The following is a 19,473-nucleotide window of genomic DNA, read 5'->3' on the forward strand; positions in this document are numbered from 1 at the left end:
ATGACGCGGGAAACGAAGGGGATCAGGATGCAGCAGGACATTCCCGTCTGGATCGATGGCGCCTTGCGGCCCATGGACAAGCTGGAGGTGCATCGCCGTGGGCTGAAGCACCCGGCGGTCTCTGTCTTTGTCGTGGCCGGCGGGCGGCTGTTGATCCAGCGCCGTGCCTTGGCCAAGTATCACACCCCGGGTCTTTGGGCGAATACCTGCTGCACGCATCCCCTTTGGGGTGAGGCGCCGCTCGATTGCGCGCATCGGCGGCTGGAGCAGGAGCTGGGGCTGACTGGCGTTGGGTTGGAGCACCGCGGGGTCGTCGAATATCGCGCTGCGGTCGGGGGCGGGTTGGTCGAGCATGAGGTGGTGGACCTTTTCCTCGGCGTTTGCGACGCCGAGCCGGCGCTGGCCTTGAACCCGGACGAGGTGATGGAGACCCGTTGGATCGATACCGGCGCCTTGCACGAGGAAATCGCCGCGCGGCCCGAGGTATTTACGCCGTGGCTGCGGATCTATCTGGCCGAGCATGGCGAGCAGGTATTGGCCGGGTTCTGACGGGGGAGGGGTTTCGCCCTCGTCCGGCATGCCTCCGGCACGCAGGCCTCGGGCGACCAGAAACGTAAAGGGGGCCTCGCTTCGCTCGGCGAGGAGGGGCGCTGCCCCTCGCCCTTCGGGCTCACCCCGGGATATTTTCAGAACGAAGATGAGAAAGAGGGGCGCGGGGCTTAATCGGCGACGAGCAGGAGTTCGGCGGTGATGCAGATCCCGTTCTCGCCGGGCTCGAGCCAGCCGCGGTGTTCCGAGGCGGTGAGGGTGACGATCTCGACCTCGATCCGCGCGGTGCCGTTGTCGATCCGGCCCTCGGTCAGCAGGATCTCGGTGGCGTGGCTGTCGATGCGGTTCTGGCCTTCGAGTTTCGGGCGGACGATGGAGCCGAGGCCGAGGATGCGGGCGTTGGCGAGGTCGATTTCGGCGGCGGCCTCTTCGACGGCGGTGAGCAGGTCTTGATTGGGTCTTAGGGTGACGAGGGCGTCGGGGCCGGTGCCTTGGCCTTGTGGCTGGAACAGCGGGAAATGGGTTTCCTTGTCCGGCGTAACAGCGAGTCGGGCGCCTTTGAGGCCCCAGCCCTTGGCGCGGGTCGGTTGGGCGAGGCGGCTCTCATAGGGCAGGATATGGCCATAGGTCGGGCCGTCCCAGCCAGCCGCCGTCGTAATCAGCCAAGGCCAGCGCGGCGGATTGGGCGAGCGTTTCGGCGACGGGGAGGATCACCTCCACGGGCTCGGCGCGGCAGCGGGACAGGGCCCAGCGCCGCGCGGGGGCGGGGCCGGGATGGCGGAGGGTGTGGATCATGCAGGCGGGACCTCGCCGCGGCGCTCCAGTTCCTCGCGGATCATCTTCTTGGTGATCTTGCCATAGGCCGATTTCGGCATCTCGTCCCAGAAGACCACATGCTGTGGCAGCTTGTAGCGCGCGACTTTCGCGCCGAGCCAGCCGAGCAGGTCCGCAGCCTCGACGGGCGATTTCAGCACGCAGACCGCCATCCCGACCTCGCCCCATTTGGCGCTGGGCACGCCGAGGACGGCGACCTCGGAGACCGCCGGATGCAGGAGGATTTTCTCCTCAATCTCGCGCGGATAGATGTTCGAGCCGCCGGAGATATACATGTCGGACGACCGCCCGGTCAGATAGACGAAGCCCTCCGCATCCATGTGGCCCAGATCGCCCGTCCGGAACCAGCCGTCGCGGAAGCTTTTGGCATTGGCCTCGGGGTTGTCGAAATAGCCGGCGAAGACGGCGGGGCCGGTGGCGCAGATCTCGCCCGTTTCCAAGGGATCGCATTCCGAGCCATCGTCGCGCTGGACCATGACCTGCATGCCCGTGCGGGCGAAACCGCAGGTGCCGAGCTTCATCTCGCCGCTGGAATGATGGACCGGGGGCAGGACGGTGATGTTGCCGGTGACCTCGCCCAGACCGAAATACTGCACCAGCACAGGGCCGAGCTTTTCCAGCGCGGTGACCTGATCGGCCCGGTACATCGGCGCGCCGGCATAGATCACGTAGCGCAGGCTCGAATGGTCGAAGCGGTCGACAGCCGGGTGTTCGACCAGCAGTTTCACGATGGTCGGCACGGTGAACATGTTGGTGACGCCGTAGCGCTCGACCAGTTCCCAGACCTCGGCCGGATCTAGCTTGGTGCCGGCCGGCAGGATCGAGGGCACGCCATGCGCGACCTGTGCTAGCTGGTGGATGCCGGCGCCGTGGCTGAGGGGTGCGACGACCAGCGAGGCGTCGCGCCCGCCCCAATCGGCGCCGGTGCCGGGCATCAGGTCGCAGAGATGGTTGGTGACCACGAAGCCCATCTGGCCATGGGTCAGTACGGCGGCCTTGGGCCGCCCGGTGGTGCCCGAGGTGAAGAAGAACCAGCAGGGATCGTCGCGCTGCACGCCCACGGCGGGGCGGGATTGGCCGAGATAGGGGGCGATCAGGGCCTCGTAATCCTCGGCGAAGGGGCTCTCGCCTATGGAGATGGTGAAATCGAGCGTCGGCGCGCAGGCCTCGGCATGGGCGCCGAACTCGGCGCCGACCAGAAGACCTTTCGCCTGCGAGGAGGCGGCGAGATAGGCGACATCCTCGGGTGTCTGGCGGAAATTGGCGGGGACCCAGACGCAGCCGGCGCGCCAACAGCCGAACATCGCCTCGAACATCTGGTTGCAATTGGCGGATTGCACGAGGATTCGGTCGCCCTTTTGCACCTTGAAACGGTCGATCAGCAGCTCGGCGAAGGCGGCGGCGCGGGCTTCCATCGCGGACCAGCTCCAAGCCTGATCGCCCCAGACGAAGCCGGGCGCGTCAGGGCGGCGGCGGGCGATGTCGGTGAGGAAATGCGACAGGTTCATCACCCGGGTCGAGACCGGGGCGATGCCGTTGGACAGGTCCATCCTCACTTCACGCGCTCCAGGATTGAGCAATAGTTTGCGACGGCGACACCGCCCATGTTGAACACGCCCGCGATCTTCGCGTTGGGCACGGCCATGTCGCCGGCCTCTCCGGCCAGCTGCATTGCCGCCATCACATGCATCGAGACGCCCGTCGCGCCGATCGGATGGCCCTTGGATTTCAGCCCGCCCGAGGGGTTCACCGGCAGCTTGCCGTCCTTGCGGGTGATCCCCTCGCGGATGACGCGGTGGCCTTGGCCGCGCTCGGCCAGACCCATGGCCTCGTATTCCAGCATCTCGGCCACGGTGAAGCAGTCATGGGTCTCGACGAAAGACAGATCGTCCAACGTCAGCCCCGCACCCTGCAGCGCGCCGGACCAAGCCTTGCGGGCGCCGGCGAATTCCAGCACGTCGCGGCGCGACATGGGCAGGAAGTCATTGGCCTGCACGCGGGCGCGGAAGGCGATGGCGCGTTTGAGGTCCTTCGCGGTCTCCTCATCCGCCAGAACAAGGATCGCCGCGCCGTCCGAGACCAGCGAGCAATCGGTGCGGCGCAGGGGACCGGCGACATGGGGGTTCTTGTCCGAGGGCGTGTTGCAGAACTCGAAGCCGAAATCCTTGCGCATATGGGCATAGGGATTGGCCATGCCGTTCGCGTGGTTCTTCGCGGCGATCATCGCCAAGGCATCGGACTGATCGCCGTAGCGCTGGAAATAGCCCTGCGCGATCTGGCCGAACAGACCGGCGAACCCGGCGGGCACATCGGCCTCTTCCTTGACATAGGAGGCGCCCAGAAGGATGTCGCCGACCTCGGCCGTGGGGGTGGCGGTCATCTTCTCGGCGCCGACGACCAGCGCGATGCGGCCGCGACCGGATTCGATGAAATCCATCGCCCCGTACAAAGCGGCCGAGCCGGTGGCGCAGGCATTTTCATAGCGGATGGCGGGGGTGTGGCACAGGCGCTCATCGGCCAAGGCGACCAGCGCCGCCTGAAAGTCCTGCCGCGAGAAGCCGGCGTTGAACACGCCGACGAAGATGCCGTCCACATCCTCGGCACTGACGCCCGCATGCTCCAGTGCGGGGGCGAGGATGCCGGCGATCAGGGATTCGGTATCCGGGGCTTCGGCCTTGCCGAAATGGCTGTGACTCCAGCCGACGATCTGTGCGCGGGACATGGTTCCTCCTCCTTCTCCTTGCAAGAATGCAACACATCGGGGGCGCTTTGCCCAGTGGTCGCGTGCAACAATGTTGCGTGCTGGACAGGCCGGGGCGCAGCCCGATAATCGAAGGGGGACGGAGACCTCAGATGCCACGGGCAAAACCGCTACCGACTGTCGATGCTGTCGTGATCGGGCGCAATGAAGGTGCGCGGCTGGTCGCCTGTCTGCAATCGCTTCAGGGCCAGCTCCGCCGCGTGATCTATGTCGATTCCGGCTCGACCGACGGATCGGTCGAAGCCGCCGAGCATTGGGGCGCCGAGGTCGTGGCGCTGAACATGGCCCTGCCCTTCACCGCCGCCCGTGCCCGGAATGCCGGGCTGAAGGCCCTTCGCGGCAATGCGCCGGATTACGTGCAGTTCCTCGACGGCGATTGCGTGCTGCGCGAAGGGTGGATCGAGCGGGCGGTCAAGTTCCTGTCCGAGAACCTGCGCGCGGCTGTCGTCTGTGGACGGCGGCGGGAACGGCATCCTGAGGCCAGCGTCTACAACACCCTCATCGACCACGAATGGGACACGCCCGTGGGCGAGGCCAAGGCCTGCGGCGGCGATGCTTTGATGCGGTATCAGGCGGTCAACGCGGTGGGCGGCTACCGCGAGGATCTGATCGCCGGCGAGGAGCCCGAGCTGTGCCTGCGCCTGCGCGCGCGCGGCTGGACGATCTGGCGCGTCGAGGCCGAGATGACCTGGCATGACGCCGATATCACCCGGTTCGGTCAGTGGTGGAAGCGGACCGAGCGCGCCGGCCACGCCTTCGCCGAGGGGGCGGCCCGGTTCTCAACCCCGCAGGCGCCGCATTGGCAGACCGAGGTTCGGCGGATCTGGATCTGGGGTGTCGGCATCCCACTGGTGGCGCTGGTGGGGTCGCTGGTACATCCGGCGGCGCTGCTGTTGGTGTTGGTCTATCCGTTGCAAGTGCTGCGCTTGAAGCCGCGGCTGGGATGGGCCGGGGCGCTGTTCAACACGCTGGGGAAATTCCCCGAGGCGGTGGGGGCGATCCGGTTCTATGCGCGGCGACTGTCGCGGGCCGAGGCGCGGCTGATCGAGTACAAGTAGGGGACGCTGCCCCCTCGCCCTGCGGGCTCACCCCCGGGATATTTTCAGAGTAAAGATGGGGCGGCTTTTGGCGGCACTCACCCCTCCGGCACGAAACTCGTGAACTTGGTCTGCTGGGCAATCAGCACGGCTTGGGTGCGGCTTTGCACGCCGAGTTTGCGCATGATGGCGGTGACATGGGCCTTCACCGTGGTCTCGGCGATCGAGAGTTCCCAGGCGATCTGCTTGTTGAGTTTGCCCTGGCAGAGCAGGTCGAGGATCTTTGCCTGCTGCCGGGTCAGTTGGGACAGGCGGGCCACGGCCTCGGCGGCGCCGTCATCGTCATCCTCGGCCATGCCGTCGGGAAGCCAGCTGCGCCCCTGCCCCACGGCATCCAGCGCGGCGCGGAAGCTCTCGCGCCCGGCGTGTTTGGGCACGAAGCCTGCGGCGCCGGCGGCCAGCGCGGCGCGGATCAGGCGCGGTTCGGCCATCGACGAGACGACCAGCACCGGCAGCTCGGGCTGGGTTGCGCGCAGGCGGATCAGGCCATCCAGCCCCTCGACATCCGGCAGGTCCAGATCCAGCAGCACCAGCCCCGGCATCGGCCCGCGGTCCAGCCGCTCCAGCGCCTCGGTCAGGGAATGGGCGGCGTCCACCTCGATCACGCCGGCCACGCCTCGCAGGGTCAGCGCCAGCGCGTCGCAAAACAGCGGGTGGTCGTCGACGATGAGGGCGCGGGCAAAGCTGTCGGTAGGCATGGGGTTCTCCGGGACGTGGGCTCAGGATAGCAGGCGCGCGCCGGGGCCGGAACCGGCACCAAGGTGGAGGGCCCGCCGTCGCGATCTGCGACTTAAGCCTGCTTTCGCGCCCGCCGCCCCTGCCCTATCCTGCGACGGGAACAGGGAGGATTGCCATGCAGATGATCGACAGCCGCGTGATTGCGGCCCCGCCCGCCGTGGTCTGGGCGGCGCTTCTGGATGCCGAGGTGCTGAAGGCCTCGGTCCCCGGCTGCGAAGAGCTGACCGGCAGCGTCGCCGAGGGTTATGAGGCCGCCGTGGTGCAGAAGGTGGGCCCGGTGAAGGCGCGCTTCACGGGGTTGGTGACATTCTCGGACATCGTCGAGGGGGAGAGCCTGACGCTTTTGGGCGAGGGCAAGGGCGGCGCCGCCGGTTTCGCCAAGGGCGAGGCGAAGGTGGCAATCGAGCCGGCCGCTCTGGAGGACGGCGGCGAAGGGACGAAGCTGTCCTATCAGGTCGATGCCAAGGTCGGCGGCAAGCTGGCGCAGTTGGGCAGCCGGATCATCGACGGGTTCGCCCGCAAGATGGCTGATGATTTCTTCGCCCGCTTTGCCGATGCCGTCGAAGGCCCGAAGGACGCCGAACCCGAGGCCGAGGCCGAAGACGCGCCCAAGAAGGGGTGGTTCAAGCGGATGATGGGGTCGGACTGACGCGCGGCCTCAGAGCCACGCCAGCGGGTCCACGCCGATAACCGCCGGGTGCAGCGCGATCAGCGCGGCCCAGGCGGCCAGCCCCGCCAGACTGGGCACCAGCGGCGGCGGGGCGGTGGGTCGCCATCGACCGGAGACCAGCGCCTCCAGCGGCACCAGCGACGTGCCGCGGGCGAGATGCTCCCACTCGTTCAGCAAGCGGCGCTTGCGTCGGTCGATGGCACCCATGCCGATCAGGGCGAACAGGCCCAACGGTCCGAACAGCAAGAGATGCGCAAGGTCGCCATTGGCGATTGCATGGGCCAGCGCCCACAGCGCGAGAGCCAGCAACACCGGGTGGCGCGACACGCCGGCGATGCCCGGATGCGCCGGATCGAAGCCCGCCGCGCGGGAGCCGAAGCTGAGCGGATTGGACCCGGCCAAGGCATGGGCGACCAGCAGGCAGGCGGCCAGCATCAGGGCCAGCGCGACCCAGGCCTGCCACGGCGCGGGATCCCAAAGCGGGACAAAAGGCGCGCGACCGGCGGCGACGATCAGCCAGCCCAGCAGCACCAGAGACAGCGCGGAATAGACAAGGCCGAAGCCCGCCTGCCCCAGCGCCCGCACCAGCGGCGCCTTCAGCGCGGGCCGCACCGTCAGCGCATGTGAGCCGAGGAACACCGCCATCGCCAGCGCGAATTCCACCCATCCGGTCATGGCCTGCCCCCGTTGACCCCGCCTCGTTTTGCCGGACAATAGCCGCGCGAACAGGAGAGTGCCATGCAAGTCCAACCCGGCCCCGACGGGCAGAACCGCTGCCCGTGGTGCCTCGCCACGGATCAATACGTGGCCTATCACGACGAGGAATGGGGCTTTCCCGTTGCCGATGATCGCAGGCTGTTCGAGAAGATGGTGCTGGAGGGTTTCCAGTCCGGCCTGAGCTGGCGCACCATCTTGGAAAAGCGCGAGAATTTCCGCGCGGCCTTCGTGGGCTTCGACCCGATACAAGTCGCCGCCTTCACCGAGGCCGATGTCCAGCGTCTGCTGGCCGACAAGGGAATCGTGCGCCATCGGGGCAAGATCGAGGCGGCGATCAACAACGCCAAGCGGATGCTCGAGATGCTCGACAGCGGCACCAGCCTTGCCGCCTATGTCTGGAGCTATGAGCCGCAGACCCCGCCGCCACATTACGCCGCGACCTCGCCCGCCTCCGAGGCGATGTCGAAGGACCTGAAGAAGCGTGGCTGGAAATTCGTCGGACCGACGACCATGCATGCCTTCTTCCAGTCGATGGGCATCATCAACGACCACGCTCCGGGCTGCGCGGCCTGGGCCAAGGTCGATGCCGCCCGTGCTGCCTTCGAGAGGCCGACGCGCTGATGCTGCCCTCGTACGAGCCGCTCGTGGCGCCCGCGCGTCCGCGCCGTCAGCTGTGGCGGACGATCCTTGGCTTCGGGCTGATCGTCGCGCTGTATTTCCTGTGGATGGTCGGGATGGGGCTGGCGCTGTGGGCGGCGCAGGGCACCGTGGCGTTCGAGGCCCATCTGCGGCGCATCGCCGAGGGGGCCGATCCGTGGTCGCTGATCCTGCTGTTCGCCACCTTCCTTGGCGCGTGGGTCGGGACTTGGGTGGTGGTCCACCTGCTGCACCGCCGCAGCCTGCGTAGCCTTCTGGGGCGCCCGGCCATGGTGCTGCGCGATTTCACGCTGGGACTTGTGATGATGGCGGTGATCGGCGGCGGGCTGACGCTGGCCCTGTCGCCGCTGCTGCCGCCCCTGACCTTCCGCGCGGACCTTGGCCTGTGGCTGGCTTTCCTGCCGCTGGCCCTGCTGGGCGTGCTGATCCAGACCGGGGCCGAGGAGCTGGTGTTCCGCGGCTATCTGCAAAGCCAGCTGGCGGCGCGGTTCCGGCCGGCCTGGGTCTGCCTGTTCCTGCCCTCGGCCCTGTTCGGCCTCGCACATTACAACCCGGCCGAGTTGGGCGAGAACGCCTGGATCGTGCTGGCCTCGACGGGGCTGTTCGGGCTGATCGCCGCCGATCTGACACGGCAAAGCGGCTCGCTGGGTCTCGCCTGGGGGCTGCATTTTGCCAATAACGTGCTGGCGATCCTGCTGGTCAGCGTCACCGGCGCGCTGGATGGGCTGTCGCTGCTTCAGGGGCCCGCGACAGGCATGACGCCGGAGCATCTGCGCCCGCTCCTGCTGACCGACATGTTGCTGATGACGGCCGTCTGGGCCGCTTGCCGGCTTTGGCTGCGTCGGCGGTGACGCCAGCGATGTTGCAATCCCGCACGGCCCGGCCTATCTGGGGCCAAGCGCAAGGGGAGACCCGATGAACTGGATCACCAACTACGTCCGTCCGACGATCAATTCGCTGTTCTCACGCCGCGAGGTGCCTGAGAACCTGTGGTCCAAGTGCCCCGAGTGCGGCACGATGCTGTTCCACCGCGAATTGACCGACAATTTGCAGGTCTGCTCGAACTGCAACCACCATATGGCGATCACCCCGCGGGATCGCTTCAAGGCGTTGTTCGACGCCGGCACCTTCTCGGAAGTGGCCGTGCCGGAACCCGTGGCCGACCCGCTGCAGTTCCGCGACCAGAAGAAATATCCCGATCGCATGAAAGCCGCGCAGAAAAGCACGGGCGAGAAGGAAGCGATGCTGGTCGCCGAGGGCGAGATCGGGCGCATGCCCGTGGTCTGTGCCGGTCAGGACTTCAGCTTCATGGCGGGCTCCATGGGGATGTATGTCGGCAACGCCTTCATCGCCGCCTGTGAGCGCGCGATCGAACGCCGGGCCCCGCTGGTGGTGTTCTCGGCCGCCGGGGGCGCGCGCATGCAGGAGGGCATCCTGTCCCTGATGCAAATGCCGCGCACCACGGTCGCGATCCAGATGCTGAAGGAAGCGGGCCTGCCCTATATCTGCGTGCTGACCCACCCGACGACGGGCGGTGTCACGGCCTCTTACGCGATGCTGGGCGATATCCAGATCGCCGAGCCCAATGCGCTGATCTGCTTCGCAGGCCCCCGCGTGATCGAACAGACGATCCGCGAGAAGCTGCCTGAGGGCTTCCAGCGCGCCGAGTATCTGCTCGACCACGGGATGCTGGACCGCGTCACGCACCGCAAGGACATGCGCGACGAGCTGATCACCATTCTGCGCATGCTGACCGGCCTGCCGCCCGCCGTGGCCGCCGATCTACCCGCGCCCGAAGGTGCTGCCGCCGAGACTGCCGCTGAGGTCGCTCCGGCCCCGGCTCTTGTCGAAACACCGAAAGCGGGTGAACCCCAATCGTGAGCACGCCTTCCTCGGACGTCATCCTGCAGCGGATGATGGCGCTGCATCCCAAGATCATCGATCTGACCCTCGACCGCGTCTGGCGCCTGCTGAAGGCGCTGGACAACCCGCAGGACAAGCTGCCGCCGGTGATCCATATCGCCGGCACCAACGGCAAGGGCTCGACCCAGGCGATGATCCGCGCCGGTCTGGAAGCTGCGGGCAAGACCGTCCACGCCTATACCTCGCCGCATCTGGCGCGCTTTCACGAGCGGATCCGGCTGGCCGGTGAGCTGATCTCGGAAGAGGCGCTGACCGAGGTGCTGGACGAGTGCTACGCCGCCAACAACGGCGAGGCGATCACCTATTTCGAGATCACCACCGTGGCGGCGATCCTCGCCTTCTCACGCGTGCCGGCGGATTACGTGCTGCTGGAGGTCGGTCTCGGCGGGCGGCTCGATGCAACGAATGTGGTGGCCGAACCGGCGCTGACGATCATCACGCCCGTGTCGATCGACCATCAGCAATTCCTTGGCGAGACCCTGCCCGAGATCGCCGGTGAAAAGGCCGGGATCATCAAGCGGGGTGTGCCTTGCGTGGTTGGTCCGCAGGAAGAGGCGGGGCTCGAGGTGATCGAGGCCAAGGCCGAGCGTCTGGGCGCGCCGCTGCTGGTGGCCGGTCAGCATTGGTTCTCGTTCGAGGATGCGGGTTCGCTGGTCTATCAGGATGAACGCGGTTTGCTGGACCTGCCGCTGCCGAACTTGCCGGGGCCGCACCAGATCCAGAATGCCGGCGCGGCGCTGGCGGCGCTGCGGGCGCTGGGCTGCGATGCGGATGCTTGCGAGGCCGCGGTGACCGAGGCCTATTGGCCCGCCCGCATGCAACGCCTGCGTGAAGGCCCCCTGCCGGACAGCGCGCCGGGTGCCGAGCTGTGGCTGGACGGTGGCCATAACCCTGCCGCCGGCGAGGCGATCGCCGCGACGCTGGACCGGCTGCCGCCGCGGCCGACCTGGCTGATCTGCGGCATGCTGAACACCAAGGACATCGCCGGTTTCATGCAGCCGCTGGCCGGTCACGCCGCCGGGCTGCTGGCCGTATCGATCCCCGGTGAGGCGAACCCCCTGCCCGCCGAGGTCACGGCCGAGAAAGCCGCCGCCGCCGGAATTCCGTCGCGGACCGCCGGATCGGTGCAGGAGGCGCTGGATTCGATCCTCGACGAGACGCCGGGGGCGCGGGTGCTGATCTGTGGCTCGTTGTATCTGGCCGGGTCGATCCTGCGCGAGAACGAGTAAGGGGTTTCGCCCTCACCCGGCATGGCTGCGCCACGCAGGTCTCGGACGACGGAAGAAGGGGGGCTCTGCCCCCCTCTTTGCTACGCAAATTCACCCCCCGGGATATTTCCGGAACGAAGATGAGGGGACGGACGTCAGCCTTGCGCCTCTTCTCCGTCGGGGGCGATGCCGAGTTCGGTTTCGAGAAAGCGCTCGAAGGCGTCGAGGTTCAGGGGCTCGAACTGACCGAAGGCCTGCATCCAGACCGAGGCCGCGCGCATCGCGTCGGGTTCGAGCTTGCACCATTTCACCCGGCCGCGTTTCTCCTGGCTGATGAGCCCGGCCTCGGCGAGGATCGACAGGTGTTTGGAGATCGCGGCGAGCGAGATCGCGAAGGGCTCGGCCACGTCGCTGACCGCCATGTCGTCTTCGAGCAGCATCGACAGGATTGCCCGGCGCGTCGGATCCGCCAGGGCCATGAAGACGATATCGAGGGGATCGGGGGCGCTCATGTCCTCTCGGGTAGTGGGGGCGTGGGGCCCGGTCAAGACATTCAACCGATCCGTTGAATGTGCAAATGCAGCAAAAGCGGGGTTTTCTGGGGCGTACCGGACTCGAGTCGGTTGAAAATATATTGCAAAATCATAGTGTTGTGCTTCATCATTAAAACTTGACTCGGAGACCCTCCGACCCTAGGTTGCGCCCGACTGTCCCGAGGGGATTCAGCATGGCAGAACCTGACGATCTGGAGCGCCTGAAAGCGCTCGACGCCCGGATCAACCAGCTGAAGAAGGCCAATACGCCGGAACCCTCGCGCCCCAGTGGACACCACATGGCGAACCACGCCTGGCGGATGGTCACCGAGCTTGTCGCCGGTCTGCTGATCGGCTTTGGCATCGGATATGGGTTGGATGTGCTGTTTGGCACCATTCCCATCTTCCTGGTGCTGTTTGTCTTGCTGGGCCTCGTGGCCGGGATCCGCGTGATGATGCGGACCGCCACCGAGATCCAGGCGCAGAACGAAAAGGCGGCGACGGCTGCCAAGAACGAAGGGGACTGACCGTGGCTGCAGAAGAGCATGGCGAAGGGCTGACTTTCCACCCGATGGACCAGTTCCTGGTTCGTCCGCTGTTCGGTCACGACGGCGAAGTGGGTGTCTTCACGATCACCAACGCCACCCTGTGGTTGGCGCTGAGCGTTCTGGCCATCGCCCTGCTGTTCATCGCCGGCACCCGCGGCCGCGCCATCGTCCCGACCCGCATCCAGTCGGTCGCCGAGCTGGCCTATGGCTTCGTCCACAAGATGGTTGAGGATGTCGCCGGCAAGGACGCGCTGAAGTTCTTCCCTTATGTCTTCACGCTGTTCCTGTTCATCCTGTTCTCGAACTTCCTGGGCCTGCTGCCCATGGCCTTCACCCCCACGGCCCATATCGCCGTGACCGCCGTGCTGGCCATCGCCGTGTTCCTGACCGTGACCATCGTCGGTTTCGTCAAGAACGGCGCGCATTTCCTGGAGCTGTTCTGGGTCAAGTCGGCGCCGCTGGCGCTGCGCCCCGTGCTGGCCGTGATCGAAGTCATCTCGTACTTCGTGCGCCCCGTCAGCCACTCCATTCGTCTTGCCGGTAACATGACCGCTGGCCACGCCGTGATCAAAGTCTTCGCCGCCTTCGCGCCGGTGATCCTGATCTCGGGCGCTGTCGGTGTCGCCGTGACCCCGCTGTCGATCCTCGCCATCACGGCGATGTACGGGCTGGAGATCCTCGTGGCCTTCATCCAGGCCTATGTCTTCGCCATCCTCACCTGCGTCTACCTCAAGGACGCGCTGCACCCGGCTCACTGAGCCGTCCTGCAGTCCCTACGACATCCAAACCTTTCCAATCTCAAGGAGCACGATCATGGAAGGCATCGCACAACTCGGTCAGTACCTCGGCGCCGGTCTCGCTTGCATCGGCATGGCTGGTGCTGCTGTCGGCGTGGGCAACGTCGCTGGCAACTACCTGTCGGGCGCCCTGCGCAACCCGTCGGCCGCTGCTGGCCAGACCGCTACGCTGTTCATCGGCATGGCCTTCGCCGAAGCGCTGGGGATCTTCTCGTTCCTCGTCGCGCTCCTGCTGATGTTCGCCGTCTGATCCTGATCAGCCCGTGATCCTTGTCGCCGGGTGGGTCCAACAACCTGCCCGGCGCTTACGGTCAATCAGGAGGACGCCCCATGTCTGCAGAAACCGCTGCTGAACACGGCGCCACTGCCGCGGGTCATGCGACCGAGGCGGCGTCAGGTGGCATGCCGCAGCTCGACTTCTCGACCTTCCCCAACCAGATGTTCTGGCTGGTGGTCGCGCTGGTCGTGCTCTACTTCATCCTCTCGCGCGTCGCGATGCCCCGCATCGGATCGGTTCTGGCCGAGCGTACGGGGACCATCACCAACGACATCGCCGCTGCCGAGACCTACAAGCAGCAGGCCGCCGAGGCCGAGGCCGCCTATCACAAGGCCCTCGACGACGCGCGCGCCGCGGCTGCGAAGGTGATCGAGGAATCGCGCGCCGAGATCCAGAAAGAGCTCGACCTGGCAATCGCCAAGGCCGATGCCGAGATCGCGGCCCGTACCGCCGAATCCGAGGCCCGCATTGCCGAGATCCGCGAAAGCGCGGCCGAGGCGGTGCAAACCGTGGCCAAGGACACGACCAAGGAAATCCTGTCGAGCTTCGGCGTCTCCGCCGATGGTCGCAGCGTGACCTCCGTCGTGAACGCCCGTCTGAAAGGGGGTGCTGCATGACCCGCATTCTCGCGATCATCCTGGCCACGGCGGCGACGCCGGCGCTGGCTGCTGGTGGCCCCTTCTTCTCGCTGCGCAACACCGACTTCGTCGTTCTGGTCGCGTTCCTGATCTTCGTCGGCATCCTGATCTACTTCAAGGTGCCCGGCCTGATCGGCGGTCAGCTGGACAAGCGTGCGGCGACGATCCGTGCCGAGCTGGAAGAAGCCCGCAAGCTGCGTGAAGAAGCGCAGGAACTGCGTGCCTCGTTCGAGCGCAAGAAGGCTGAGGTCAAGGACCAGGCCGAGCGTATCGTGACCAAGGCGAAGGCGGATGCCGAGCTGGCGGCCGAACAGGCGAAGCAGGAACTGGAAGCCACGATCGCGCGCCGTCTGCGTGCGGCCGAGGACCAGATCGGTGCGGCCGAAGCGACAGCGCTGAAGGCGGTTCGGGATCAGGCCATCGCGGTGTCGATCTCGGCCTCGCGTGAGCTGATCGCCAAGAACCTGTCGCCGGAAGATGCCAACCGCATGATCGAGGACTCGATCTCGACGGTGGGTCAGCGCCTGCACTGACGCGTTCCGTGTCTACTGAAAGGCCCCGCGCGAGCGGGGCCTTTTCGTTTGTGCGCCCTGTCAGCCGGGCTTGCGCTTCAGGTTGTCGGTGACCCGGAACCCCTCGGGCACGGCATCATGGCCGTCGAGGATCATATCCGCCGCCAGCTCGGCCAGTTTCGGTGCCATGCCGAAGCCGATCTTGAACCCGCCATTCAGCACGAAATGACCGGGCCGCCCCGGCCATTCCCCCAGCATCGGCGCGCGGGATGGCGACCGAGGCCGCACACCGGCCCAACGCTCGATCACCTCGGCCTCTGCCAGATCGGGGCACAGGGCGCGCACCCGGTCGATCAACGCCTCCAGCTGCGCATCGGTGCTGTCGGGCGCGTCATACTCGCGCTCGCTGGTGGAGCCGATGGCGACGGTGCCGTCCACATGCGGGATCACATGCAGAGACTCAGCAAACAGTTGCGGCGCATCGCGGAAATCGGCGCGAAACAGCGCGGCCTGCCCTTTCACCCCATTGCCCATCGGCTGGCCCAGATCTACGCCCAGATCGCGCAGGCCCTGAATACCCGTTGCCCACAGCACGACGCCGTCTGGCGCGGTATCGCCCTGCTCGACACTGACGCCCTTCGTGGCCAGCGCGGCCACGAGCGCCTCCGCCGCGCCGCGCGGGCGCATCCGGGCGGTCAGCGTGTCATGGATCACCAGCCCGGTGGCCGAGGACAGGCGCATGCCCGGAACCTCGGCCTGCGGGACCACGCGCCACTCTGCCCTGCCCTGCCACAAGTCACGCGCGTTCTCCCCCCGCTCGCGTGCGCGGGCGACGGCGGCGTCGTCGGCCAAGGGCTGCACCCGACCACTACGGGCATAGCCGGGATCGCGCCCGCCGGCCTCGGCCACGCGGGCCCAGAAGCCCTCGGCCATCATCAGGCTGTCGAATTGGAAGGCCTTCTTGGCGTTCCACTGCTCGGGCACATGCGGGGCCAGCGCGCCGACGATCCCGCCTGAGGACCCTGCCCCCACCCGCACAGCCTCGCGCACCCGGACCGAGGCCCCTCGGCGCGCCAGTTCCCAAGCGGCGCTCAGGCCCAGGATGCCCGCGCCCATGACCGTGATGTGGGCCATTGCCTTTCCCCTTCTGCCGCGTCATGGAGGGCCTGTAGCGACCCTTCACATGCGCATGAACCAGCCAGACCCGATCAGGCCCCAGCTTACCTGGACCGACGACGGCACCCCCGTCGCGACCGCTTTCGACGATCCCTACTTCACCGGCGGGCTCGAGGAAACGCGGCATGTGTTCTTGGCCGGCAACGACCTGCCCGCGCGGCTGGCCCCGGGCTTTCGCGTGGCCGAATTGGGGTTTGGTACCGGGTTGAACCTGCTGGCACTGACGCAGATCTGGCAGGGGCCCGAGGTTATCCGTTTCACCAGCTTCGAGGCCTTCCCCATGGCGCCCGAGGACATGGCCCGCGCCCTGTCCCCCTTTGCCCTGTCGCAGGCCGAAGCGCTTGTCGCCCAATGGGCCGAGGCCGAGGGCCCCGTGCGCCGCGTGACGCTGCCGGGGATCGAGGTCGAGGTCATCGTCGGCGATGCGCGCGAGACCCTGCCCGCCTGGACCCATGTCGCACAGGCCTGGTTCCTTGACGGTTTCGCCCCGGCCCGCAATCCCGAGCTGTGGAATGATGCGCTGATGGGGGCCGTCGGCGCCCATACCGCGCCCGGCGGCACCGTCGCGACCTATACCGCCGCAGGCCATGTGCGCCGCGCATTGGAACAGGCGGGGTTCGATATCACCCGCCAGCCCGGCTACGGGCGCAAGAAACACATGACGACAGGCAGGAAACCCGCATGAGCGCGCGCCAGAACACGACCCTCGGCATCTGGCTGATGGTGATCGTCACTTTCGTTTTCGCCGTGCAGGACGGGATCTCGCGCCATCTGGCGGGCGAGTACAACGTCTATATGATCGTGATGATCCGCTATTGGTTCTTCGCGACCTTCGTGATCGCCCTCTCCAGTCGCATGGCCGGAGGTCTGAAGAATGCCGCGCGCTCGGGCACGACCAAGGTGCAGATCTTCCGCGCCGCGCTGTTGTGCCTTGAGATCTTCGTGGCAATTCAGAGCTTTGTCTGGCTGGGCCTCGTCGAAGCCCATGCCGTCTTCGCAACCTACCCGCTGTTGATCGCGGCGCTGTCCGGCCCGGTGCTGGGCGAAAAGGTCGGCTGGCGGCGTTGGGTTGCCATCGGCATCGGCTTCATCGGCGTGGTGGTGATCCTCGAGCCCGGCTTCGGCGTCTTCAAGCCCGAGGCCCTGATGTCCCTGCTCGCGGCCTTCATGTTCGCGCTTTACGGCCTGCTGACCCGCTATGTCGCCCGCTACGATTCCGCCGCCGTCAGCTTCTTCTGGACCGGCGTTGTCGGCGCGATCGTCACCACCAGCGTCGGCGTCTGGTACTGGGAGCCGATGGTGGCCACGGATTGGGCCTGGATGGGGCTGTTGTGCCTGACCTCGGCCTCCAGCCACTTCCTGCTGATCCGCGCCTATGAGGTGGCCGAGGCCAGCGCGATCCAGCCCTTCGCCTATCTGCAACTGGTCTTCGCCTCGGCGATCGGCATGACTTTCTTCAGCGACGAGCTTCGCACGAACGTGGCCATCGGCGTGGCCATCGTCGTCTGCGCAGGCCTCTTCACCCTATGGCGCGCCCGGGTGGCCGAGACCCGCAGCTGAGAGATGCAAAAGGGGCCCTGCGGGGCCCCTTGGTCATTCCGGCATTCAATGCGCTGGTCGGCTCAGAGGCCTTGGCACATCTGCTCAGCCTGCGCACCGAACGCGCGGTAGCGTGCCCAGAATTCGTTGTCCCCGCGCGAGGGCGACATGCGGACTTCCTGCGCTTCGTCGGGGTTGGCGAAGAACCGCGCCGCGCGGCGCTGTTCCGACCGGGTCAGCGTGCGATCCGCGGCCGCTTCGATGCAGCGGCACAGCTGGCGGTTGGCGCCTTGGCGCTCTGACCGATTGCAGGCGGTTTCGACCGGGCCGGCCATTGCGGCGACGGGAGCCAAAGTCACGGGGGCCATCACGGCCAGCGCGAGCGCACTCGCAGAGAGAAACTGTTTCATTCTTGCCTCATTCCGGGGATTGCGGCCTTCTGTGCCGTCTTTTCCGTGGTTCATTAACCTGTCGTGACCGTAGCGAATTCCACCCGATTCGCCAACGGGCGCGACGGGTCGGAAGCCGGGAACGTCGATCAACTCTTACCTGAAATTTAAGAAACAGCGACCTTTTGCCCATCGCCCGGCCGCGCCGGCACGTTGCGCGAGATTCCTTGCCCCCCTATCGTGGTGGGTGGGAGAGAGGGGAATACCATGGCCGATTGGGATTACATCATCGTGGGCGCAGGCTCGGCGGGGGCGCTGCTCGCCAACCGGCTGAGCCGCAAGCACCGCGTGCTGCTGCTCGAAGCCGGGGGCTCGGACAATTACATCTGGACCCATATCCCGGTCGGCTATCTCTACAGCATCGACAACCCGCGTACCGATTGGCGCTTTCGTACCGCGCCCGAGCCGGGCCTCAACGGCCGCTCACTGATCTATCCGCGCGGGAAGCTGCTGGGCGGGTGCTCGTCGATCAATGGCATGCTGTACCTGCGCGGGCAGGCCGCGGATTACGACCAATGGCGGCAGATGGGGAACACCGGCTGGGGCTGGGACGATGTCCTGCCGCTGTTCAAACAGCACGAGGATTACGCGGCGGGCGATCCCGGCGAGATGCATGGCACCGGCGGCGAATGGCGGGTGGAGAACCAGCGCCTGCGCTGGCAGGTGCTGGACGATTGGGCCAAGGCCGCGCAGGAGACCGGCATCCCCCAAGTCGAGGATTTCAACACCGGCGATAACGAGGGGGTGGCCTATTTCAAGGTGAACCAGCGCTCGGGCTGGCGGTGGAATACCTCGAAAGCCTTCCTGCGCCCGGCCCGGCGTTCGGGCAATCTGGAGATCCACACACAGGCGCAGGCGACCGGGCTGATCTTCGACGGGACCCGCTGCGTCGGCGTGCGCTATCTCCGCGATGGCCACCCGGCCGAGGCGCGGGCGGGGGCTGAGGTCGTGCTCTCGGCCGGTTCCGTCGGCTCGACGCAATTGCTGCAGCTGGCGGGGATCGGCCCGGCCGCGCGGCTGAAGGAACTGGGCATCGCCCCCCTTCAGGATTGCGACGCGGGCGAGAACCTGCAGGACCATCTGCAACTGCGCCTGAGCTATAAGATCACCGGCGGCAAGTCACTGAACACCATGGCGAACTCTATGATCGGCAAGGCGATGATCGGGGCGGAATACGTGCTGAAGCGCTCGGGCCCGATGTCCATGGCACCCTCGCAACTTGGTGCCTTCGCACGCTCCTCCAGTACGGTCGAACGGGCGGATCTGGAGTACCATGTCCAACCCCTCAGTCTCGACGCCTTCGGTCAGCCGCCACATAATTTCCCGGCGATCACCGCCTCGGTTTGCCAGCTGCGCCCGGAAAGCCGGGGCTCGATCCGTATCGCTTCGGTCGACCCGCGAGAGGCGCCCGTGATCGCGCCCAATTACCTCAGCGCCGAGGCCGACAAGCATGTCGCCGCCAACGCCATCCGCCTCACGCGCCGGATCATGGAAGCGCCCTCGATGGCGAAATACCGCCCCGAGGAGTTCAAACCCGGCCCTCAGGCCCAGACCGAAGACGAACTGATCCGCGCCGCTGGCGATGTGGGCACGACGATCTTCCACCCGGTGGGCACCTGCCGCATGGGCACCGACCCGCGCGCGGTGGTGGCGCCGGATCTGCGGGTGAACGGAGTGCAGGGGCTGCGGGTCGCGGATGCCTCGATCATGCCGACGATCACCTCGGGTAACACGAACTCTCCGACGATCATGATCGCTGAAAAGGCCGCTGCGATGATCCTTGCAGGGTAGAAGGGGCTTTGCCCCTCGGGCCTTCGGCCCTCACCCCAGGATATTGAGAGAGCAAAGAT

At 66.7% G+C, this 19,473-nt stretch carries 24 protein-coding genes; 16 read left to right on the plus strand and 8 right to left on the minus strand.

Translation table 11 applies throughout. The features are described 5' to 3' along the window. Window positions 1-27 precede the first annotated feature (27 nt). Together idi and BCY78_RS05695 are read left to right on the plus strand one after the other, a co-directional pair. On the plus strand, window positions 28-549 hold the full coding sequence (idi, locus tag BCY78_RS05690) for an isopentenyl-diphosphate Delta-isomerase (protein ID WP_068299076.1): 522 nt from the start codon (window positions 28-30) through the stop codon (window positions 547-549). Between the two features lie 239 nt (window positions 550-788). Beyond that, complete coding sequence (locus tag BCY78_RS05695; RefSeq protein ID WP_068299079.1) at window positions 789-1,013, plus strand: hypothetical protein; 225 nt, start codon at window positions 789-791, stop codon at window positions 1,011-1,013. A 139-nt stretch (window positions 1,014-1,152) separates the two neighbouring features. Here the strand turns inward: BCY78_RS05695 and BCY78_RS05700 are convergent, their stop codons facing one another. From BCY78_RS05700 to BCY78_RS05710, 3 genes are read right to left on the minus strand one after another with little or no spacing between them, the layout of a single operon-like run. Then, entirely contained in the window at window positions 1,153-1,344 is a 192-nt protein-coding gene (locus tag BCY78_RS05700; RefSeq protein ID WP_068299081.1) for a hypothetical protein, read from the minus strand. Continuing rightward, window positions 1,341-2,933, minus strand: coding sequence for an acyl-CoA synthetase (locus tag BCY78_RS05705; protein ID WP_068299084.1), 1,593 nt, complete (start codon window positions 2,931-2,933; stop codon window positions 1,341-1,343). Before BCY78_RS05705 ends, BCY78_RS05700 begins: the two co-directional genes overlap by 4 nt. Before the next feature lie 2 nt (window positions 2,934-2,935). After that, on the minus strand, window positions 2,936-4,105 hold the full coding sequence (locus BCY78_RS05710; RefSeq protein ID WP_068299086.1) for an acetyl-CoA acetyltransferase: 1,170 nt from the start codon (window positions 4,103-4,105) through the stop codon (window positions 2,936-2,938). A 131-nt stretch (window positions 4,106-4,236) separates the two neighbouring features. Here BCY78_RS05710 and BCY78_RS05715 point away from each other — a divergent pair, with 131 nt between their 5' ends. After that, window positions 4,237-5,202 (plus strand): glycosyltransferase family 2 protein, encoded by a 966-nt coding sequence (locus tag BCY78_RS05715; protein WP_068299089.1) that lies wholly within the window; start codon window positions 4,237-4,239, stop codon window positions 5,200-5,202. Window positions 5,203-5,279: 77 nt separating this feature from the next. On the opposite strand, the gene BCY78_RS05720 is transcribed toward BCY78_RS05715, so the two are convergent. Further along, window positions 5,280-5,939 carry a response regulator transcription factor gene (locus tag BCY78_RS05720; RefSeq protein WP_068299091.1) on the minus strand — a complete coding sequence of 220 codons (660 nt, stop codon included), beginning with the start codon at window positions 5,937-5,939 and terminating at the stop codon, window positions 5,280-5,282. A 155-nt stretch (window positions 5,940-6,094) separates the two neighbouring features. Here BCY78_RS05720 and BCY78_RS05725 point away from each other — a divergent pair, with 155 nt between their 5' ends. Next, entirely contained in the window at window positions 6,095-6,628 is a 534-nt protein-coding gene (locus tag BCY78_RS05725) for a CoxG family protein (protein ID WP_068299094.1), read from the plus strand. Window positions 6,629-6,637: 9 nt separating this feature from the next. Here the strand turns inward: BCY78_RS05725 and BCY78_RS05730 are convergent, their stop codons facing one another. Next, window positions 6,638-7,324: an NnrU family protein gene (locus BCY78_RS05730; protein WP_068299097.1), complete on the minus strand. Its 687-nt coding sequence runs from the start codon at window positions 7,322-7,324 to the stop codon at window positions 6,638-6,640. A 63-nt stretch (window positions 7,325-7,387) separates the two neighbouring features. Between BCY78_RS05730 and BCY78_RS05735 the strand changes: the two genes are divergently transcribed. From BCY78_RS05735 to BCY78_RS05750, 4 genes are all read left to right on the plus strand, one after another. Then, complete coding sequence (locus BCY78_RS05735) at window positions 7,388-7,987, plus strand: DNA-3-methyladenine glycosylase I (protein ID WP_068299101.1); 600 nt, start codon at window positions 7,388-7,390, stop codon at window positions 7,985-7,987. Then, complete coding sequence (locus tag BCY78_RS05740) at window positions 7,987-8,874, plus strand: CPBP family intramembrane glutamic endopeptidase (RefSeq protein ID WP_068299104.1); 888 nt, start codon at window positions 7,987-7,989, stop codon at window positions 8,872-8,874. The genes BCY78_RS05735 and BCY78_RS05740 overlap by 1 nt, the downstream gene beginning before the upstream one ends. A gap of 64 nt (window positions 8,875-8,938) precedes the next feature. Next, window positions 8,939-9,904, plus strand: a complete 966-nt coding sequence (gene accD / locus BCY78_RS05745) for an acetyl-CoA carboxylase, carboxyltransferase subunit beta (protein ID WP_068299106.1) — start codon at window positions 8,939-8,941, stop codon at window positions 9,902-9,904. Beyond that, window positions 9,901-11,175 (plus strand): folylpolyglutamate synthase/dihydrofolate synthase family protein, encoded by a 1,275-nt coding sequence (locus BCY78_RS05750; RefSeq protein ID WP_068299110.1) that lies wholly within the window; start codon window positions 9,901-9,903, stop codon window positions 11,173-11,175. The genes accD and BCY78_RS05750 overlap by 4 nt, the downstream gene beginning before the upstream one ends. A gap of 134 nt (window positions 11,176-11,309) precedes the next feature. Here BCY78_RS05750 and BCY78_RS05755 read toward each other — a convergent pair whose 3' ends face one another. Next, window positions 11,310-11,666: a helix-turn-helix transcriptional regulator gene (locus tag BCY78_RS05755; protein ID WP_068299112.1), complete on the minus strand. Its 357-nt coding sequence runs from the start codon at window positions 11,664-11,666 to the stop codon at window positions 11,310-11,312. Window positions 11,667-11,881: 215 nt separating this feature from the next. Between BCY78_RS05755 and BCY78_RS05760 the strand changes: the two genes are divergently transcribed. The 5 genes from BCY78_RS05760 (at window position 11,882) to BCY78_RS05780 (ending at window position 14,480) form a co-directional block, all read left to right on the plus strand. Beyond that, window positions 11,882-12,214, plus strand: coding sequence for an AtpZ/AtpI family protein (locus tag BCY78_RS05760; RefSeq protein WP_068299115.1), 333 nt, complete (start codon window positions 11,882-11,884; stop codon window positions 12,212-12,214). 2 nt (window positions 12,215-12,216) lie between these two features. Continuing rightward, complete coding sequence (locus BCY78_RS05765; RefSeq protein WP_255402849.1) at window positions 12,217-12,993, plus strand: F0F1 ATP synthase subunit A; 777 nt, start codon at window positions 12,217-12,219, stop codon at window positions 12,991-12,993. A 55-nt stretch (window positions 12,994-13,048) separates the two neighbouring features. Beyond that, window positions 13,049-13,282 carry a F0F1 ATP synthase subunit C gene (locus tag BCY78_RS05770; protein ID WP_068299120.1) on the plus strand — a complete coding sequence of 78 codons (234 nt, stop codon included), beginning with the start codon at window positions 13,049-13,051 and terminating at the stop codon, window positions 13,280-13,282. An 80-nt stretch (window positions 13,283-13,362) separates the two neighbouring features. Next, entirely contained in the window at window positions 13,363-13,926 is a 564-nt protein-coding gene (locus BCY78_RS05775; protein WP_068299123.1) for a F0F1 ATP synthase subunit B', read from the plus strand. Continuing rightward, a complete protein-coding gene (locus tag BCY78_RS05780) occupies window positions 13,923-14,480 on the plus strand; it encodes a F0F1 ATP synthase subunit B (RefSeq protein ID WP_068299126.1) in 558 nt (185 codons plus the stop codon). Before BCY78_RS05775 ends, BCY78_RS05780 begins: the two co-directional genes overlap by 4 nt. A 60-nt stretch (window positions 14,481-14,540) precedes the next feature. Here BCY78_RS05780 and BCY78_RS05785 read toward each other — a convergent pair whose 3' ends face one another. Then, complete coding sequence (locus BCY78_RS05785; protein ID WP_068299129.1) at window positions 14,541-15,593, minus strand: FAD-binding oxidoreductase; 1,053 nt, start codon at window positions 15,591-15,593, stop codon at window positions 14,541-14,543. A gap of 55 nt (window positions 15,594-15,648) precedes the next feature. Here BCY78_RS05785 and mnmD point away from each other — a divergent pair, with 55 nt between their 5' ends. Together mnmD and BCY78_RS05795 are read left to right on the plus strand one after the other, a co-directional pair. Continuing rightward, on the plus strand, window positions 15,649-16,320 hold the full coding sequence (gene mnmD, locus BCY78_RS05790) for a tRNA (5-methylaminomethyl-2-thiouridine)(34)-methyltransferase MnmD (protein ID WP_068299365.1): 672 nt from the start codon (window positions 15,649-15,651) through the stop codon (window positions 16,318-16,320). Beyond that, complete coding sequence (locus BCY78_RS05795) at window positions 16,317-17,195, plus strand: DMT family transporter (RefSeq protein ID WP_068299132.1); 879 nt, start codon at window positions 16,317-16,319, stop codon at window positions 17,193-17,195. Before mnmD ends, BCY78_RS05795 begins: the two co-directional genes overlap by 4 nt. Before the next feature lie 62 nt (window positions 17,196-17,257). On the opposite strand, the gene BCY78_RS05800 is transcribed toward BCY78_RS05795, so the two are convergent. Further along, window positions 17,258-17,584, minus strand: a complete 327-nt coding sequence (locus BCY78_RS05800) for a hypothetical protein (protein WP_068299135.1) — start codon at window positions 17,582-17,584, stop codon at window positions 17,258-17,260. Window positions 17,585-17,830: 246 nt separating this feature from the next. Between BCY78_RS05800 and BCY78_RS05805 the strand changes: the two genes are divergently transcribed. Next, complete coding sequence (locus BCY78_RS05805) at window positions 17,831-19,414, plus strand: GMC family oxidoreductase (protein ID WP_068299137.1); 1,584 nt, start codon at window positions 17,831-17,833, stop codon at window positions 19,412-19,414. Window positions 19,415-19,473: the final 59 nt, after the last annotated feature.

Origin of the sequence: Pararhodobacter sp. CCB-MM2, assembly GCF_001691415.1 — a bacterium.
Classification (GTDB): Bacteria; Pseudomonadota; Alphaproteobacteria; order Rhodobacterales; family Rhodobacteraceae; genus Pararhodobacter.

Bases quoted from the DNA above. Each gene is read 5' to 3' on its own strand.
- idi (WP_068299076.1), top strand. From the start codon at position 28: ATGCAGCAGGACATTCCCGTCTGGATCGATGGCGCCTTGCGGCCCATG.
- BCY78_RS05700 (WP_068299081.1), bottom strand. From the start codon at position 1,344: ATGATCCACACCCTCCGCCATCCCGGCCCCGCCCCCGCGCGGCGCTGG.
- BCY78_RS05705 (WP_068299084.1), bottom strand. From the start codon at position 2,933: ATGGACCTGTCCAACGGCATCGCCCCGGTCTCGACCCGGGTGATGAAC.
- BCY78_RS05710 (WP_068299086.1), bottom strand. From the start codon at position 4,105: ATGTCCCGCGCACAGATCGTCGGCTGGAGTCACAGCCATTTCGGCAAG.
- BCY78_RS05715 (WP_068299089.1), top strand. From the start codon at position 4,237: ATGCCACGGGCAAAACCGCTACCGACTGTCGATGCTGTCGTGATCGGG.
- BCY78_RS05720 (WP_068299091.1), bottom strand. From the start codon at position 5,939: ATGCCTACCGACAGCTTTGCCCGCGCCCTCATCGTCGACGACCACCCG.
- BCY78_RS05725 (WP_068299094.1), top strand. From the start codon at position 6,095: ATGCAGATGATCGACAGCCGCGTGATTGCGGCCCCGCCCGCCGTGGTC.
- BCY78_RS05730 (WP_068299097.1), bottom strand. From the start codon at position 7,324: ATGACCGGATGGGTGGAATTCGCGCTGGCGATGGCGGTGTTCCTCGGC.
- BCY78_RS05735 (WP_068299101.1), top strand. From the start codon at position 7,388: ATGCAAGTCCAACCCGGCCCCGACGGGCAGAACCGCTGCCCGTGGTGC.
- BCY78_RS05740 (WP_068299104.1), top strand. From the start codon at position 7,987: ATGCTGCCCTCGTACGAGCCGCTCGTGGCGCCCGCGCGTCCGCGCCGT.
- accD (WP_068299106.1), top strand. From the start codon at position 8,939: ATGAACTGGATCACCAACTACGTCCGTCCGACGATCAATTCGCTGTTC.
- BCY78_RS05755 (WP_068299112.1), bottom strand. From the start codon at position 11,666: ATGAGCGCCCCCGATCCCCTCGATATCGTCTTCATGGCCCTGGCGGAT.
- BCY78_RS05760 (WP_068299115.1), top strand. From the start codon at position 11,882: ATGGCAGAACCTGACGATCTGGAGCGCCTGAAAGCGCTCGACGCCCGG.
- BCY78_RS05770 (WP_068299120.1), top strand. From the start codon at position 13,049: ATGGAAGGCATCGCACAACTCGGTCAGTACCTCGGCGCCGGTCTCGCT.
- BCY78_RS05775 (WP_068299123.1), top strand. From the start codon at position 13,363: ATGTCTGCAGAAACCGCTGCTGAACACGGCGCCACTGCCGCGGGTCAT.
- BCY78_RS05780 (WP_068299126.1), top strand. From the start codon at position 13,923: ATGACCCGCATTCTCGCGATCATCCTGGCCACGGCGGCGACGCCGGCG.
- BCY78_RS05785 (WP_068299129.1), bottom strand. From the start codon at position 15,593: ATGGCCCACATCACGGTCATGGGCGCGGGCATCCTGGGCCTGAGCGCC.
- mnmD (WP_068299365.1), top strand. From the start codon at position 15,649: ATGAACCAGCCAGACCCGATCAGGCCCCAGCTTACCTGGACCGACGAC.
- BCY78_RS05795 (WP_068299132.1), top strand. From the start codon at position 16,317: ATGAGCGCGCGCCAGAACACGACCCTCGGCATCTGGCTGATGGTGATC.
- BCY78_RS05800 (WP_068299135.1), bottom strand. From the start codon at position 17,584: ATGAAACAGTTTCTCTCTGCGAGTGCGCTCGCGCTGGCCGTGATGGCC.
- BCY78_RS05805 (WP_068299137.1), top strand. From the start codon at position 17,831: ATGGCCGATTGGGATTACATCATCGTGGGCGCAGGCTCGGCGGGGGCG.